Source organism: Paenibacillus sp. AK121 (assembly GCF_019042715.1).
In the GTDB taxonomy this organism is placed as follows: Bacteria; Bacillota; Bacilli; order Paenibacillales; family Paenibacillaceae; genus Paenibacillus; species Paenibacillus polymyxa_C.
This window is the reverse complement of record NZ_JAHPJM010000008.1, coordinates 1-13,755: the sequence shown is the minus strand read 5'-3', so window position 1 is coordinate 13,755 and position 13,755 is coordinate 1. Positions and strand designations below refer to the sequence as shown.

The following is a 13,755-nucleotide window of genomic DNA, read 5'->3' as shown; positions in this document are numbered from 1 at the left end:
GTTAATCTCCTTTGCTGACTAATTTGATTCGCGGATCGACAAGTCGATAGGATATATCAATTAAAAATAAGGTAACGACCAGAATGGCACTGTAGAAAATGGTCGTACCCATAATGACTGGATAATCCCGGTTAAAGATACTGTCTACAAAATATTTACCGATGCCGGGAATGGCGAATATTTTTTCGACGACAAAGGTACCTGTAATCACGGAAGCGAATAGCGGTCCGACAAAGGACAGGACCGGAATTAATGCATTGCGTAGTCCGTGACGAATGACTATTGCCCAAGAGGACAACCCTTTCGCTTTGGCGGTGCGTATGTATTCCTCATGCATGACTTCCAGCATACTTGTCCGCATAAAACGGGCGATAACAGCAAGAGGTGAAACAGCGAGAGCTAGCGATGGAAGCACCGTGTGCTGCCAGGTTCCCCATGAGGCGACCGGAAGCAGATGCCATTTGACGGCAACATACTTGATTAACAATGGCGCTAATATGAAGCTGGGGACGGAAATACCCACAATGGCGATAAACATTGAAATATAATCCAGTGGTCGATTATGGTGTAAAGCAGCCAATGTTCCGAGTGAAATACCGGCTATAATCGCAACCACGATGGATTGAATACCCAGCAGTGCAGAAGGTGGAAAGCCTCTGGCGATAAGCATATTTACGTCGGTTGTTTTCGATTGAATAGACGGACCCATATCCAGCACGAGCAGATTTTTGAGATACAATACATACTGCACAGCGAGCGGCTTGTCCAGATTGTACCTGGCACGCATGTTTTGTAATACAGCCTCCGGAATGGTCTTGGAATCGTTCGAGAACGGATCACCCGGAATGATGTGCATGATAATAAACGTTAAAGTGACGATAATCCATAACGTAATGAGCATCGTGAAAAGACGTTTTAAAATGTACATGGGACTATATTTCTCCTGTCTATCAAGCTGATTTTCATTCTATTGTTGTTGAATTTTTAAAATAAATAAAAGTATATAAGAATACTAGGAAATGATAAAACGGATAAGGTATCATGTCAAGGTAAGGTTTTACATTATAAAACACAGGTCAAATTTTCGTCACAAGTTTTCCATTTTTATAAGGCTAAGAATCCGCTGATTCCTCTCGACGAGTATCCTGCGGTATGTTATGATGATACTCTGATAACGTGTTAACGAACTAAAGCGTTTGCCACCTGTTCTTGAATACGGGGGTCACCATTGTTGGAGGGGAATAAAATGAGAAAAGCAGCCATGTTTACGATGATGATTGGTTTGATTATGATCGTGTTGGCCGGATGTTCCGGCGGTAAGGATAACAGCAAGTTGATTATTGGAATTGATGATAAATTCGCGCCGATGGGCTTTAGAGATGAAAATAATGAGCTGACCGGTTTTGATATTGATTATGCAAAGGCGGCCGGGGAACAAATGGGCAAGCAAGTGGAATTCCAGCCGATCGACTGGTCTGCCAAAGAATCCGAGCTGAACAGTGGACGTATTGATCTCATTTGGAATGGATACACCATTACAGATGAGCGTAAGGAAAAGGTGCTGTTCACAAAACCATATCTGAAAAACAGTCAGGTCATTGTCGTTCCGGCTACCTCCAGTCTTTCCAAACTGGCTGATCTGGCGGGCAAAACGGTGGGACTCCAAACGTTGTCCTCAGCAGCCGACGCACTGGATGCGAATCCGATCAAAAGTAAATTGAAGCCAGTGTCGGAGTACCCGGATAACGTTCTTGCTTTGACAGATCTGAAAACGGGTCGCCTGGATGCAGTTGTCATTGATGAAGTTGTTGCCAAGTATTATATGTCCAAGGAACAAGGGACGTATAAGCTGCTTGATGAATCACTGGCTCCTGAGGAATATGGCATCGGCGTGAAAAAGGGGAATGAAGAGCTGTTGACGCAACTGCAATCTGCTTTGGATGAGCTGCACAAGAACGGAAAAGCGGCTGAGATTTCAAAAAAATGGTTCGGTGAAGATAAAGTATTAAATTAATACGTAATGTAATGAACTAAGGGTTTAGGAGTCGAAGGTTATGAGTATGGAATATATTTTACGAATTATGAAGCCTATGCTTGAAGGGGCACAGATGACGGTTATTTTATTTTTCATTACGCTCATCTTGTCTATTCCGCTTGGGTTTATCGTTACGCTGCTGGCCAAAAGTCGGTTTAAGCCTATTGCCTGGCTGATGCACACGTACATTTATGTTATAAGAGGCACGCCGCTTTTGCTGCAATTATTGTTCTTTTGTTTTGGTCTGCCGATGTTGCCTGTCATTGGGGAATATCTGGTACTGGACCGGACAACGGCTGCGGTACTGGCATTTGTACTGAATTATGCAGCTTATTTTGCAGAAATTTTTAGAGGCGGGATGTTGTCGATTGATAAAGGGCAATACGAGGCTTCGCAAGTGCTGGGCTTAAGCAAGTCGCAGACGTTGATTAGAGTCATCGTGCCGCAAATGGTACGGATTGCTTTGCCTGCGGTAACCAATGAGGCGACGACCCTGGTGAAAGATACGGCTTTGCTGTATGCGGTAGCAGTACCGGAACTTTTGCATTTTGCCAATACGGCTGTAAACCGTGATTTCTCGATTGTGCCTTATGTTGTAGCGGCAGTTATTTATTTATTGATGGCTTTGGTGCTTACGATATTCTTCAGAGCACTGGAAAAACGTTTCAAATTCGAGTAAAAGGAATGTCGGGATATGAACACTAACGCAATAGAAGTAACCGATTTGAAAAAATCATTCGGCCAGCTCGACGTTCTGAAAAGAGTGAGCTTTAACGTGAAGTCGGGCGAGGTTGTAGCTGTCATCGGTCCTTCAGGTTCAGGGAAAAGTACCATGCTTCGCAGCTTGGTGCATCTGGAGGATGTGACGGGCGGGACGATTCGCATCCATGATAAAGCCCTGGTGGAAAACGGTCACTATGCTCCGGCAGGCGACATTAAGAGCATTACTACCGGAATGGGCATGGTGTTTCAACATTTTAATCTCTTCCCTCATTTGACGGTGCAGGATAATCTGGAACTGGCTCCAAAGCTGGTGAAAAAGGTGAGCAAGGCTGAGTTGCGACGCCAGAGCGCCGAGTTGCTGGCTAAAGTCGGCTTGGCGGACAAAGCGGATGCGTATCCGTCCCGATTGTCGGGGGGACAGAAGCAGCGGGTGGCGATTGCCCGGGCAATGATGATGAACCCTGATATTTTACTGTTTGACGAGCCAACCTCGGCCCTTGACCCCGAGCTGACAGGTGAGGTACTGCGAGTGATCAAAAAGTTGGCTGAGGAGCATATGACGATGGTCATCGTCACCCACGAAATGAATTTCGCGAGAGACGTGGCAGATCGCGTCATTTTTATGGACAATGGAGAAATTGCGGAATCCGGTACACCGGAGCAGATTTTTGGCAATCCGCAGTTGGAGCGGACGAAGGTGTTTTTGAATCGGGTGGGGGATTAAAAACATAGTTGTTTGTTTGGGAGTATGTCGGGGAGGCGCTACGCGTGCAGATTATTCTTCCGATCGCTGTTGCAACGGCGAACGCTCCGCTTCTTCAGAACAATTCTGCCCGCTCCGCTCACCGACCACCTGTGTAAGTACTATGTTTTTAAGCAGGAAGTGTAAGTAGGAAGAGCAAGGGAGAGGGCGAGCGCTATCTCCTTTTTTGCAGTTCAAAATACTGGCTACTTCATTCCTTAATCATAAAATCATTTCTGAATTTCTGGAATTCTTTGGGTGTTTTTTTATAGTGTTTTTTAAAAGACTGAATGAAGTGATTTACATGATTGAAGCCCACTTTGTGGGCTATTTCAGTTATGGTATATTGTGTGGAGGTTAATAACTCGCTGCTTTTCTTGATGCGATATTTGATCAAATAATCATAAGGTGTCATATGAATGGTTCGCTTAAAACTACGAGTGCATTCTGAAACACTTAAATGTGCTATAGCGGCAATTTCTTGTAGTGTTATGTTGTTTGTGTAGTTTTGATGGATAAAGCTAAGCATCAATTGAAGTCTTTCCTGTTGTATTTTCACGTATTTAGGTGCTTCCTCAGAAGAAAGAGAAATATTAGATATTAAGATTAACCATAATTGTGCCGTTTTGATGGATACCTCATATTCCCAACCCCACTTTTTTTTCATATCAAACTTCTGTTTCATTTCCCAAAGCATTTGCAGTATTTGAATTTGCCATTCAACATCTCCCTTAATTACTAGTGACACTAAAGAAGAGTTTGTATAAGGCAGTACATAATTTTTTTCCATCGCGCTATCTGCATAAAAGGCCAGCAGCTTCTCTGGGAAATTAAAGCTGACATATTGACCGTTGTGTGAAAGTTGTGTAGTAACGTGAAGAACACCTTTATTAATTAAAATGGCCTGGCCTGTGTCTAATTCATGATCAATTCCGTTCACTTGTATAACTAGTTTTCCTTTAGTAACCAAAGTGATCTGTAGTTCTTCATGCCAATGTAAATCGTTAAATCCTCTACCTTTAGGAAAACTTTCCTGAATTGTATGGGTGTACATGATGTATGGAAATGAAACATCGGGATAGAGAATGGTCTCGTGCAATTGTTTTTCCATTGAAATGAAGGTCCTTTCTTATGACGATATTCCTATATAAATAAAAGATATAATTACACAAAATAAATAAAAGCGGTGATATTATTATACTCAGTTCAGTTTATTATTCAAATTTTCTGTGCACAGAGAATTGCTCAAAAACAACTGAGAGGATCATTATGAAAATAAATAAAACGTCTCTACCCTTGCATCCATACTTTTTGCTGTTCATCAGTATTTTGTCGGTTTCCATCTCTTCCATCATGATAAAATCCTCAGACACTCCAACCTCCGTGGCTGGAATGTATAGATTGTATATGTCAGTCATACTAATGCTTCCTTTCGTACCCTGGAAAATGCTCCGTTCCATAAAAATGACCCAAAAAGATTGGGGTACCGTTTTTATGGCTGGTCTTTTTCTCGGGTTACATTTCTTATTCTGGATGGAATCTTTGGTGTATACCTCAGTTGCGAGCTCCATGGTCATCTTATCCTTACAGCCTTTATTTGTAATGATTGGTTCCTACTTTATGTTTAGAGAACGAGCAAGCCTATTCACTATTTTTTGTTTGATCGCTGCTCTTATCGGTTCAATCATTATAGCTTGGGGAGACATTGGGACTTCGAAAGAGGCACTAATCGGAGATGGGTTGTCTTTATTAGGAACAATCTTGATTTCAGCTTATATGCTGGCAGGACAGAAGGTAAGTCACAAAATAAATGCAAATTTTTATAGTGTGATTGTTTTTTTTCTTGGCGGCAGTGTCCTGCTAGTCTACAATTTGGTGAATCATTATTCCTTGACCGAATATGACTCGTCGGATTGGACGTATTTTTTATTACTTGCAGTAATTCCAACTATTTTTGGTCAATATATTTTTAATCTGCTGTTGAAGTCAATGGGGGCAACTACTGTGTCAGTGGGTATTATTGGAGAGCCGGTTCTCGCCATACTTCTCGCCTACTTATTTTTAGGAGAAATCATGTCTGCATTTCAATTCATAGGTGGAATCATGACTTTATTCGGTATGGGGATGTATTTTTGGGCAAAATCCTTAAAGTATACAGTTGCAAAATATTAAAATTGTTTACTGATTATCGCGAAATTTTTAAGAATACAATCGATGAGGAGAATGTTTACATGGCAACGATTGATGATTTTTTGAAACTCGATATTCGGGTTGGAACTATAATTAAAGCTGAGTTTTTTGCAGAAGCGAGAGTTCCTGCTATTAAACTTGAAATCGATTTTGGACAAGATATTGGAATAAAAACATCGAGTGCACAAATTACAAAAAGATATGTGGCTGAAGAGATTATAGGGGAACAAATCATAGGTGTGGTCAATTTTCCTCCTCGACGGATAGCAGGCTTTAATTCAGAAGTATTAGTCCTTGGAGGAATCCCCGAGAAGGGGGACGTGGTTCTATTGAAACCAGATATTAAACTGCCTGATGGAACACCTATTGGGTGATAATTCGTTCCTGTTTAATTCATCAAGCTGGGTTGAATTACAGCTGAATGGAAAAATATGATTACAGTTCAAGAGCGTCCTGGCAAATTATGCAGTACGCTCTTGTTATAAACTATAGACTTCTCTCTAACAAAACCCCGATTTGTTTGGCCATAACTTGCGGCGGATATGGCATTCCATTCCGAATCCACCACTCAATTATTCCTACATAGGCGTTTCCAGCATATTGCAACATAACATCTTCACTTAATTCAGTATTCCTGCTGCTTTCTCTGTCGATCTCACCTTTAAATCCTTCAATAAAAGAGGCAAAAAGCCGAGTTCTAAAAGATGATGGTGTCCCTTTACTTGCTAACATGGTCGAAAAAAATAAATAATTTTCCTTAAAATATTCAAAGTAAGGTACAAGAGCATCGGTCCAATCCAACTCACATGCCCACTTATCCATCTCCCCTAATTCGTTAAGGTGTGTCTCTATGAGTTTATCCAATAAATCATATTTGTCCTGATAATGAAGATAAATGGTTCCGCGGTTTACATTTGCCCGGTCCGCAATATCCTGAATGGTAATCTCATCAAAGTTTTTTTCAGTCATCAGTTCAATAACAGCTTTTTTCAAGGATTCTTGAGTTTTAAGAATTCTCCGATCCACTTTGGTCATCGAAAATGTCACCTAGCCTTCTGCGATAATTAACACTTTTGATTCATGTGTTGATATATCAACATATCGCGGATTTTTAACCATTGTTTTTACGCTTCTTAATCATATAATAATAGACATGAGTTGATTAAACAATGTGCTTTGCTTATCAACTTCGTGTTGTATAGGTAATTTCAAAAGTGAAGAGAGGAACCTTGATTTTGGTTAATCAGAAAAATTTACTTGTATTTATATTAACCATAGGAGTCTTCGGCATTTTAAATACCGAAATGGGGGTGATCGGCTTATTGCCCTCCATTGCTGAACACTTTCATGTGAGTGCATCAACAGCAGGATGGTTGGTAAGTTCTTTTGCACTTGCGGTTGCAGTGTCTGGACCCATCTTCCCTTTATTGTTTTCGGGTATAAATCGGAAAAAGGTCATGTTACTTGTGCTTGGTGTTTTCGTTTTAGGGAATGTCGTCTCAATTTTTACGACTAATTTTACGATTGCACTTGTCGCTCGTGTAGTACCTGCACTTTTTCATCCTGTATATTGTTCATTGGCATTTACTGTAGCAGCGGCCTCGGTTAGTCAGGAAGAAGCTCCAAAAGCTGTTTCGAAAGTTTTTATTGGAGTATCTGCCGGTATGGTAATCGGTGTACCAATCGCAAGTTTGATTGCAGGTGCTGCTTCTTTACAGATGTCGATGGTATTCTTTGCTGCCGTAAACATTATGGTATTTATCGCTACATTACTATTTGTACCATCGATGCCTGTTGAGGAAAGACTTTCTTACGGAGCACAATTATCTGTATTAAAAAAACCAGCTACTTGGCTTTCCATTGTGACTGTTATTTTAATGAACTCAGCAATATTCGGTGTTTACAGTTATTTTGCTGAATATTTGAAAACTGTTACGAATATGTCTTCGAATACAATTAGCTTAATGTTGTTTATATACGGTGGAGCCAACATTATTGGAAATGTAGTCGCAGGAAAGCTACTTATTAATAGTGCGATCAAATCTGTCGTATCTTTCCCTTTTGTACTGGGAGCTGTTTACATCATTATGTTCTTCACAGGACAGCTTAGCGTACCCATGGCGATCATAACATTAATTTGGGGAATATTAGCCGGTTTCGGGGGGAATATGAATCAATATTTGATGACGTCTTCAACTCCTGAAGCGCCTGATTTCGCTAATGGATTATTTTTAACATCTGCTAACTTGGGAGTAACATTTGGTGCCACAGTCGGTGGATTCTTTATAGCAGAAATGGGTACACAATACGTCATATTTGTGGGACTACTATCATTGGTTTTAAGTTTTGTAGCCATTTTACTAAGAAACTACATGTTTACTCTCACTCGATCACTTTCAAGATAAGGAATTGTCTCCATGTTTAAATAGGATAAGTAACACGATTAAAATAACCAATAATTCATGAATTGCAGGAGGTTATAACGATGATAACTACTAATGCACGCGCTACATTCAGTCCAGAAGGTCCATTCAAACTGACTACGATAGAACGCAGGGATCTCCAGCCCCATGATGTCCTCATTGAGATTAAGTACGCTGGTATTTGCCACTCTGATATTCATACAGCTCGCGGCGAGTGGGGACCGGTGAACTATCCGCTCGTTCCAGGGCACGAGATTGCCGGAATTGTCACCCAGGTTGGTTCGGAGGTCAGAAAGTTTGCCGTTGGCGACCGAGTGGGGGTAGGCTGTATGGTTGACTCCTGCGGAGAGTGCGTTAACTGTCATCAGGGAGAAGAGCAGTATTGTCTAAATGGTAATACGGGCACCTATGGAGCCTACGACAGATACGGGCAATATACGCAAGGTGGTTACTCCTCTCACATCGTCGTAACTGAAGACTTCGTAGTTAGCATTCCTAATGGTATAGAGCTTGATGTCGCTGCTCCTTTGCTGTGTGCCGGCATCACAACGTATTCGCCGCTGCGCCATTGGGGAGCCGCTCCTGGCAAAAAGATAGCTGTTGTTGGACTTGGCGGGCTTGGACACATGGCTGTAAAGCTTGCTCATGCCATGGGGGCAGAGGTTACGGTTTTATCACAAACATTGAATAAGAAAGAAGACGGTTTGCGGCTTGGTGCGGATCATTATTATGCCACGAACGATCCGGAAACGTTTAAGAAACTGGCCGGTTCGTTCGACCTGATTGTGAATACGGTCAGCGCGAAAATCGACATTAACGCCTACCTTTCATTGCTGGCACTGGACGGTACATTGGTCAATGTTGGTGCGCCAGCGGAGCCATTGCCTGTTCAAGTCTTATCTCTTATCGGTCATCGTCGGTCGTTTGCTGGATCGATGATTGGTGGTATCCGCGAAACGCAGGAAATGCTTAACTTTTGCGCTGAACACTCTATCACTCCAGAGATCGAGGTTATTTCGGCTAACCAGATTGATGAAGCCTGGGAGCGAGTACTAGCTTCAGACATACGGTATCGATTTGTGATCGACATCAGCACGATGGAGAATGAATAACGAATGATTCTAGGCAAAATGAGAGAGGCACATCTACACTGATGTGCCTCTTTTACTTAATGGGAGAAACCATATTCAAGATTGAGGTTAGTAGCTTTGATTCAGCCTGAGGGACCGGTGCATAACGTAGACATGAAGGCAGGGTTTATGAAGAAGGCTTTTTATTGAATGCTAATAACAAGATCAGTCCGATGATACATAATACACCAATCCATTGGAAAAAACCAAAGGGCTCTTTTAACCAAAATACAGTTGTTAAAACAGCAGCAAGTGGTTCCAAACTACTTAGAAAGCTTGTTTCTTTTGGTGAAAGGCTTTGTAAGCTTTCTATATAGAACCAAAATGCGATCATTGTGCCGAATATAATAACGAATGCTAGATATAAATAGGTTTCTAGGGTCAAGCTTTTAAAATCTATCTGCCAGGGTGGATGGATTAAGCTTAATCCAAAACCGCCAATGACCATAGCCCAACCCACAATAACCAGGGAATCGTATTGCTTCAAAAGAGGAATTGCATATAAGGTATAAAAAGCCAGGGCTATTGCTGATAAAAGACCCCACACGATTGCGATCTTCGGAACGGATAGTTGAGAAATAGAGCCGTTTGTTAACAAGAAAAAACAACCCACTAAAGCCAGGAAAATAGCTGACAGATCCTTTTGTGTGAAGACCAGGTGCTTTCGCAGAACTAAATAGATGATAATCATTACAGGTGCTAAATACTGTAATAATGTCGCAACAGCGGCATTACCACTTTGAATGGATGCCATATACGTATATTGAACCGCTAGCATACCAACCAAACCGTAGACAATGAGTTGGAAAGCGGTCTTTCTATTTTTCCATACACCCCATATTTGTGCACGGTCTTTTATTAAAAATTGAAGGGCCAAGAGTAAAACACCAGCTATGAGCAAGCGTGTTGTTACAAGCCAATTTACATCGATTTGTAGAAAAAGTTTTTTTGCAACGGTCCCACTGATCCCCCAGAATATAGCTCCTGTGATAACAAGAAATAATCCTGTTCTTCTAGTTGATTTATCCATGAATATTCTCCACCTTGAAATATAATAATAGTGTTATAATAGGTGAAAAATATTTTAAATTATACTTGAATTTGATGATAAAATATAAATATATTGAGGTTGTGGTGATTTGCAAATAAAAAATTTCATGATTGACCAAAACCTAAAAGAACTAACTGAGCATCGGACGGTCGTACTACCGGTGGCGTGTTATGAAACAACAATTAACCAAAATATACATGGATATGTACCACTTCATTGGCATGATGAAATTCAATTTGTTTTGGTTGAAAAAGGGGAAGCGATCTTTCAAATAAATGAGGATAAACGAATCGTACGACAAGGTGATGGGTTATTTATAAATAGTGGCTGCCTACACATGGCGGAAGATAAGAATGAATCGGGTTGCGTCTATATCTGTCTAAATGTTTCTCCTCATTTCGTTTTATCACAAGAGCTTTACACACCCTACGTAGCTCCTTATATTCAAGCGACTAATTTACCTTATGTATACATAGATTCTAATGAGCTCTGGGGTAAAAACATTTTAGATGCCATTTTGAAAATGAATCAATATATTCAACAAAAATCACCATACTTTGAGATGGATATTACCATGCATTTAACACTGATTTGGAAAAACTTAGTCATTAATGGCTTTCAATTAGAATACGACCAGATGGAAATGGTAAAGAGTCAACGGATCAAGCAAATGTTAAATTGGATCTATTTGCATTATGCTGAAAAAGTCACATTAGATGATATTGCAAAAGCGGGTCAATTGAGCCGTTCGGAGTGCTGCCGATATTTCAAACGAATTTTAAAGGTAACTCCGTTGAATTATGTCATGGATTATCGGATTCAAAAAAGTTTAGTCTTACTGCAACAAGCAGAATCCAACGTTACAGAAGTTGCCTATAAGGTCGGATTTAACAGTACGAGCTATTTTATAGAAAGATTCAGAAAAGCGATGAATATGACACCACTAGCCTACAAAAGATCAAAAATGGATGATTGATAAGTAGGGCTTTGATATCCATGGATGAACGCTGCTGCGGAGTGTAGGGAAGTTGACTCGCTTATTCTTCAGCACCTCTCATATACTCACTGATTTTTTGATTCACTTTTCATTCTTGTTCCACTTGGTGCCGACTTTTTACAAATCTCACAAATAACCTTTCCTAAACGTTATAGATAGGTCTGTAACTTCATTGGCAAATCTGTATGGCGTGTGATAAGTATTTAAAAGTTTGAAGTCGCTAAACTAACGAGATACACTAGGTTCAAGTAATCGATGAAAAGAAGAGGGGGAGACCGAAATGAAGACAATCAAGTGCATGATGGACCACCTATATTGGGCGGACGGACGCATCTTGGACGCGCTCGAGGAGAGTAAGACGAAGAACAAGGACCTTCTGAAGCTGGTTCGGCACGTTGCGGTCGCGGAACGAGTCTGGCTGGACCGATTGCAGGGCAAGGGTAGCGCGCAATATTCGTTGTGGGAGGAAACGGAAGACCTGACGGCGATTCGGACGATGTTCGAAGAAAACGCTGAGCAATATCGCGTCTATATCGAAGGGCTCAAGGAATTCGAGCTGGATGAGATGATTGACTATGAGAATCAGAGTGGGGTTCCGTTCCGAACGTCCGCCCGGGACATCCTGTCGCAGGTCCTCTTACATGGGCAATATCACCGGGGACAGATCAACCGGGCACTTCGGATCGAATCGGCAGAGCCTGCCCAAGTCGATTACATCACATTCACGAGGCTCTAACGGGGAACGATAGCTCAACTGGTTTGAGGCTTACTCAGCAGGAAACTACGGGATACCGTGGCTTTTTTGTTGTCACTTCTTCCAGTATCTATGATTTATAATGGATATGTTATGAAAGAAGGCCCGGGTAGAGGAGAGATAGATCATGACATATTCAAACTTCATTGGCATACTTCCCGACATCGAGGAGAGCAGACGTATATTTCAAGCTGCAGCCATCCTGGACGCTATCCTTATGCCGGAGTGGGAATACCGATATTATTCGTACAACGCTCATTGGGATGAGAATGAACAAATGGCATCGATGAGGGACGGCGAAGGGGATCACTATTTTGCGCTGTTTCAGCTAAACGGACTGATCATCAAAGGGTTTGACCAGCGGTTTAATCAGGTGCATGGGCCACATGATGTGCTGCAAGGCGTGCCTAACGAATTTGAGGGATTTCTAAGGGAACCAGCGTTTATTATGGATGTGACCACATTTTGCACATGGAAGTTGCAAGGCAGCCAGGCATGGTCCGCAAGTAAGGAACTGGATGCCGAAGCCTACAAACTGTTGCATGTTTTAAACGGCAAAGCGGATTATTACTATGCTTGGGCAACGGAGTATTACGAGATTTCACTGGACCGGTCGCTCGTACAGCGAATATTCGATATAGAGCCTTTGGATGGGAAAATGCTTAAAGGTCTAAATGAAGAATTAGAATTCGCTGATCTTGAAGAGGACATCCAGGAAATAGGCTATCCGGTAAAAAGGGAAGATTGAAAATAGTATGTACATAGACATTTCCTGTTGAAAGTCGCTATTTAAGCGGCTTTTTTTATTTTATCGGTGATCAGAAGAAAATAAAATTCTAGACTGATGACGAATCATTAAGCTAACGGGCAGGATAGTTCAAATACGTGGTATCATGTGGTGAGTAATTAATGGAGCCCTCTTTTACAATGTTGAGAATGGGGGAAATCGTGGTCGGCTTGGAATGGGAAGGTTTGTATAGAGAATTGTTGGGAGATGGAAACCAATTGCTTATGGAAGGCGCAATGGATGTCTGTCATCGCTTATCAAAGACCCATCGAATGTTCGTAATCACGAATGGTATCACTTACACGCAAATCAAACGCTTGAAGCAGTCTGGGCTATATAAGTTTTTCGAGGATATCTTTGATTCGCAAAGCATTGGTTATCAAAAACCGAAGGAAGAATTTTTCAATTACGTCATAAGTCATATTTCAGAATTTAATAGAAAGGATGCGCTTGTCATTGGAGATTCATTAAATACGGATATCAAAGGTGGTCTTCAGTCGGGCATTGACACCTGTTGGGTCAACAGAACCGGACAAATAAGTCCGGCAGAAATTAAAAGCACATATACAATCTCAAACTTAATGGAGCTCACTTCCATCTGTTAGGCTGTAAAAACAAACGCTTGTGCCGCCTCAATTATCACTTTTTGGTGACTATATCACAAAAAAGTGGGTACTGTTTTTCTTGTAACTTTTCCCCCATACTATCGTTCATAGGAGGTTCATGAAGCAGACAGAGCATCCTATACCATATAAATCATTATAAAAGGAGTGTAATAGAATGGGGAAATTTGACGGGAAGGTAGCAGTTGTAACCGGAGGTACAAGCGGCATCGGTCTCGCGTCAGCACAACAGTTCGTAAAAGAAGGGGCTTACGTTTTTATCACGGGACGCAGACAACGTGAACTGGATGAAGCAGTAAA

General features: G+C 41.3%; 16 protein-coding genes. 12 read left to right on the top strand and 4 right to left on the bottom strand.

The genetic code is table 11. From position 1 onward, the window contains the following. Position 1: 1 nt before the first annotated feature. Positions 2-928, bottom strand: coding sequence for an ABC transporter permease (locus tag KSP24_RS15635; RefSeq protein WP_216975689.1), 927 nt, complete (start codon positions 926-928; stop codon positions 2-4). Positions 929-1,246: 318 nt separating this feature from the next. Here KSP24_RS15635 and KSP24_RS15630 point away from each other — a divergent pair, with 318 nt between their 5' ends. From KSP24_RS15630 to KSP24_RS15620, 3 genes are read left to right on the top strand one after another with little or no spacing between them, the layout of a single operon-like run. Further along, positions 1,247-2,014, top strand: a complete 768-nt coding sequence (locus KSP24_RS15630) for an amino acid ABC transporter substrate-binding protein (RefSeq protein ID WP_058712441.1) — start codon at positions 1,247-1,249, stop codon at positions 2,012-2,014. A gap of 40 nt (positions 2,015-2,054) precedes the next feature. Beyond that, a complete protein-coding gene (locus KSP24_RS15625; protein ID WP_025676166.1) occupies positions 2,055-2,714 on the top strand; it encodes an amino acid ABC transporter permease in 660 nt (219 codons plus the stop codon). Positions 2,715-2,729: 15 nt separating this feature from the next. After that, positions 2,730-3,482, top strand: a complete 753-nt coding sequence (locus tag KSP24_RS15620) for an amino acid ABC transporter ATP-binding protein (RefSeq protein ID WP_013369637.1) — start codon at positions 2,730-2,732, stop codon at positions 3,480-3,482. Positions 3,483-3,711: 229 nt separating this feature from the next. On the opposite strand, the gene KSP24_RS15615 is transcribed toward KSP24_RS15620, so the two are convergent. Beyond that, positions 3,712-4,611 (bottom strand): AraC family transcriptional regulator, encoded by a 900-nt coding sequence (locus KSP24_RS15615; RefSeq protein WP_025676167.1) that lies wholly within the window; start codon positions 4,609-4,611, stop codon positions 3,712-3,714. Positions 4,612-4,769: 158 nt separating this feature from the next. On the opposite strand from KSP24_RS15615, the gene KSP24_RS15610 reads away from it, so the two are divergent. Both KSP24_RS15610 and csaA read left to right on the top strand, forming a co-directional pair. After that, positions 4,770-5,672 (top strand): DMT family transporter, encoded by a 903-nt coding sequence (locus KSP24_RS15610; RefSeq protein WP_165080210.1) that lies wholly within the window; start codon positions 4,770-4,772, stop codon positions 5,670-5,672. Between the two features lie 59 nt (positions 5,673-5,731). After that, entirely contained in the window at positions 5,732-6,064 is a 333-nt protein-coding gene (csaA, locus tag KSP24_RS15605; RefSeq protein ID WP_165080212.1) for a chaperone CsaA, read from the top strand. Between the two features lie 112 nt (positions 6,065-6,176). Here csaA and KSP24_RS15600 read toward each other — a convergent pair whose 3' ends face one another. Then, positions 6,177-6,725, bottom strand: coding sequence for a TetR/AcrR family transcriptional regulator (locus tag KSP24_RS15600; protein ID WP_025676170.1), 549 nt, complete (start codon positions 6,723-6,725; stop codon positions 6,177-6,179). A 200-nt stretch (positions 6,726-6,925) separates the two neighbouring features. Here KSP24_RS15600 and KSP24_RS15595 point away from each other — a divergent pair, with 200 nt between their 5' ends. Together KSP24_RS15595 and KSP24_RS15590 are read left to right on the top strand one after the other, a co-directional pair. Further along, positions 6,926-8,095 carry an MFS transporter gene (locus tag KSP24_RS15595; RefSeq protein WP_216975687.1) on the top strand — a complete coding sequence of 390 codons (1,170 nt, stop codon included), beginning with the start codon at positions 6,926-6,928 and terminating at the stop codon, positions 8,093-8,095. An 80-nt stretch (positions 8,096-8,175) separates the two neighbouring features. Further along, complete coding sequence (locus KSP24_RS15590) at positions 8,176-9,225, top strand: NAD(P)-dependent alcohol dehydrogenase (RefSeq protein ID WP_165080216.1); 1,050 nt, start codon at positions 8,176-8,178, stop codon at positions 9,223-9,225. A 145-nt stretch (positions 9,226-9,370) separates the two neighbouring features. Here KSP24_RS15590 and KSP24_RS15585 read toward each other — a convergent pair whose 3' ends face one another. Then, a complete protein-coding gene (locus tag KSP24_RS15585) occupies positions 9,371-10,273 on the bottom strand; it encodes an EamA family transporter (RefSeq protein WP_216975685.1) in 903 nt (300 codons plus the stop codon). Between the two features lie 109 nt (positions 10,274-10,382). On the opposite strand from KSP24_RS15585, the gene KSP24_RS15580 reads away from it, so the two are divergent. From KSP24_RS15580 to KSP24_RS15560, 5 genes are all read left to right on the top strand, one after another. Further along, positions 10,383-11,270, top strand: a complete 888-nt coding sequence (locus KSP24_RS15580; RefSeq protein ID WP_216975684.1) for an AraC family transcriptional regulator — start codon at positions 10,383-10,385, stop codon at positions 11,268-11,270. A 301-nt stretch (positions 11,271-11,571) separates the two neighbouring features. Continuing rightward, complete coding sequence (locus tag KSP24_RS15575) at positions 11,572-12,027, top strand: DinB family protein (RefSeq protein WP_025676177.1); 456 nt, start codon at positions 11,572-11,574, stop codon at positions 12,025-12,027. Between the two features lie 145 nt (positions 12,028-12,172). After that, positions 12,173-12,793, top strand: coding sequence for a hypothetical protein (locus tag KSP24_RS15570; RefSeq protein WP_216975681.1), 621 nt, complete (start codon positions 12,173-12,175; stop codon positions 12,791-12,793). A gap of 179 nt (positions 12,794-12,972) precedes the next feature. Further along, a complete protein-coding gene (locus KSP24_RS15565) occupies positions 12,973-13,437 on the top strand; it encodes an HAD-IA family hydrolase (RefSeq protein ID WP_230493779.1) in 465 nt (154 codons plus the stop codon). 175 nt (positions 13,438-13,612) lie between these two features. Continuing rightward, the coding region (locus tag KSP24_RS15560; RefSeq protein ID WP_216975843.1) for an SDR family NAD(P)-dependent oxidoreductase at positions 13,613-13,755 on the top strand (143 nt) is incomplete at its 3' end.

What these genes read in the sequence shown, in the direction of transcription:
- KSP24_RS15635 (WP_216975689.1), bottom strand. Translation starts at nt 928, where the DNA reads ATGTACATTTTAAAACGTCTTTTCACGATGCTCATTACGTTATGGATT.
- KSP24_RS15630 (WP_058712441.1), top strand. Translation starts at nt 1,247, where the DNA reads ATGAGAAAAGCAGCCATGTTTACGATGATGATTGGTTTGATTATGATC.
- KSP24_RS15625 (WP_025676166.1), top strand. Translation starts at nt 2,055, where the DNA reads ATGAGTATGGAATATATTTTACGAATTATGAAGCCTATGCTTGAAGGG.
- KSP24_RS15620 (WP_013369637.1), top strand. Translation starts at nt 2,730, where the DNA reads ATGAACACTAACGCAATAGAAGTAACCGATTTGAAAAAATCATTCGGC.
- KSP24_RS15615 (WP_025676167.1), bottom strand. Translation starts at nt 4,611, where the DNA reads ATGGAAAAACAATTGCACGAGACCATTCTCTATCCCGATGTTTCATTT.
- KSP24_RS15610 (WP_165080210.1), top strand. Translation starts at nt 4,770, where the DNA reads ATGAAAATAAATAAAACGTCTCTACCCTTGCATCCATACTTTTTGCTG.
- csaA (WP_165080212.1), top strand. Translation starts at nt 5,732, where the DNA reads ATGGCAACGATTGATGATTTTTTGAAACTCGATATTCGGGTTGGAACT.
- KSP24_RS15600 (WP_025676170.1), bottom strand. Translation starts at nt 6,725, where the DNA reads ATGACCAAAGTGGATCGGAGAATTCTTAAAACTCAAGAATCCTTGAAA.
- KSP24_RS15590 (WP_165080216.1), top strand. Translation starts at nt 8,176, where the DNA reads ATGATAACTACTAATGCACGCGCTACATTCAGTCCAGAAGGTCCATTC.
- KSP24_RS15585 (WP_216975685.1), bottom strand. Translation starts at nt 10,273, where the DNA reads ATGGATAAATCAACTAGAAGAACAGGATTATTTCTTGTTATCACAGGA.
- KSP24_RS15575 (WP_025676177.1), top strand. Translation starts at nt 11,572, where the DNA reads ATGAAGACAATCAAGTGCATGATGGACCACCTATATTGGGCGGACGGA.
- KSP24_RS15570 (WP_216975681.1), top strand. Translation starts at nt 12,173, where the DNA reads ATGACATATTCAAACTTCATTGGCATACTTCCCGACATCGAGGAGAGC.
- KSP24_RS15565 (WP_230493779.1), top strand. Translation starts at nt 12,973, where the DNA reads ATGTTGAGAATGGGGGAAATCGTGGTCGGCTTGGAATGGGAAGGTTTG.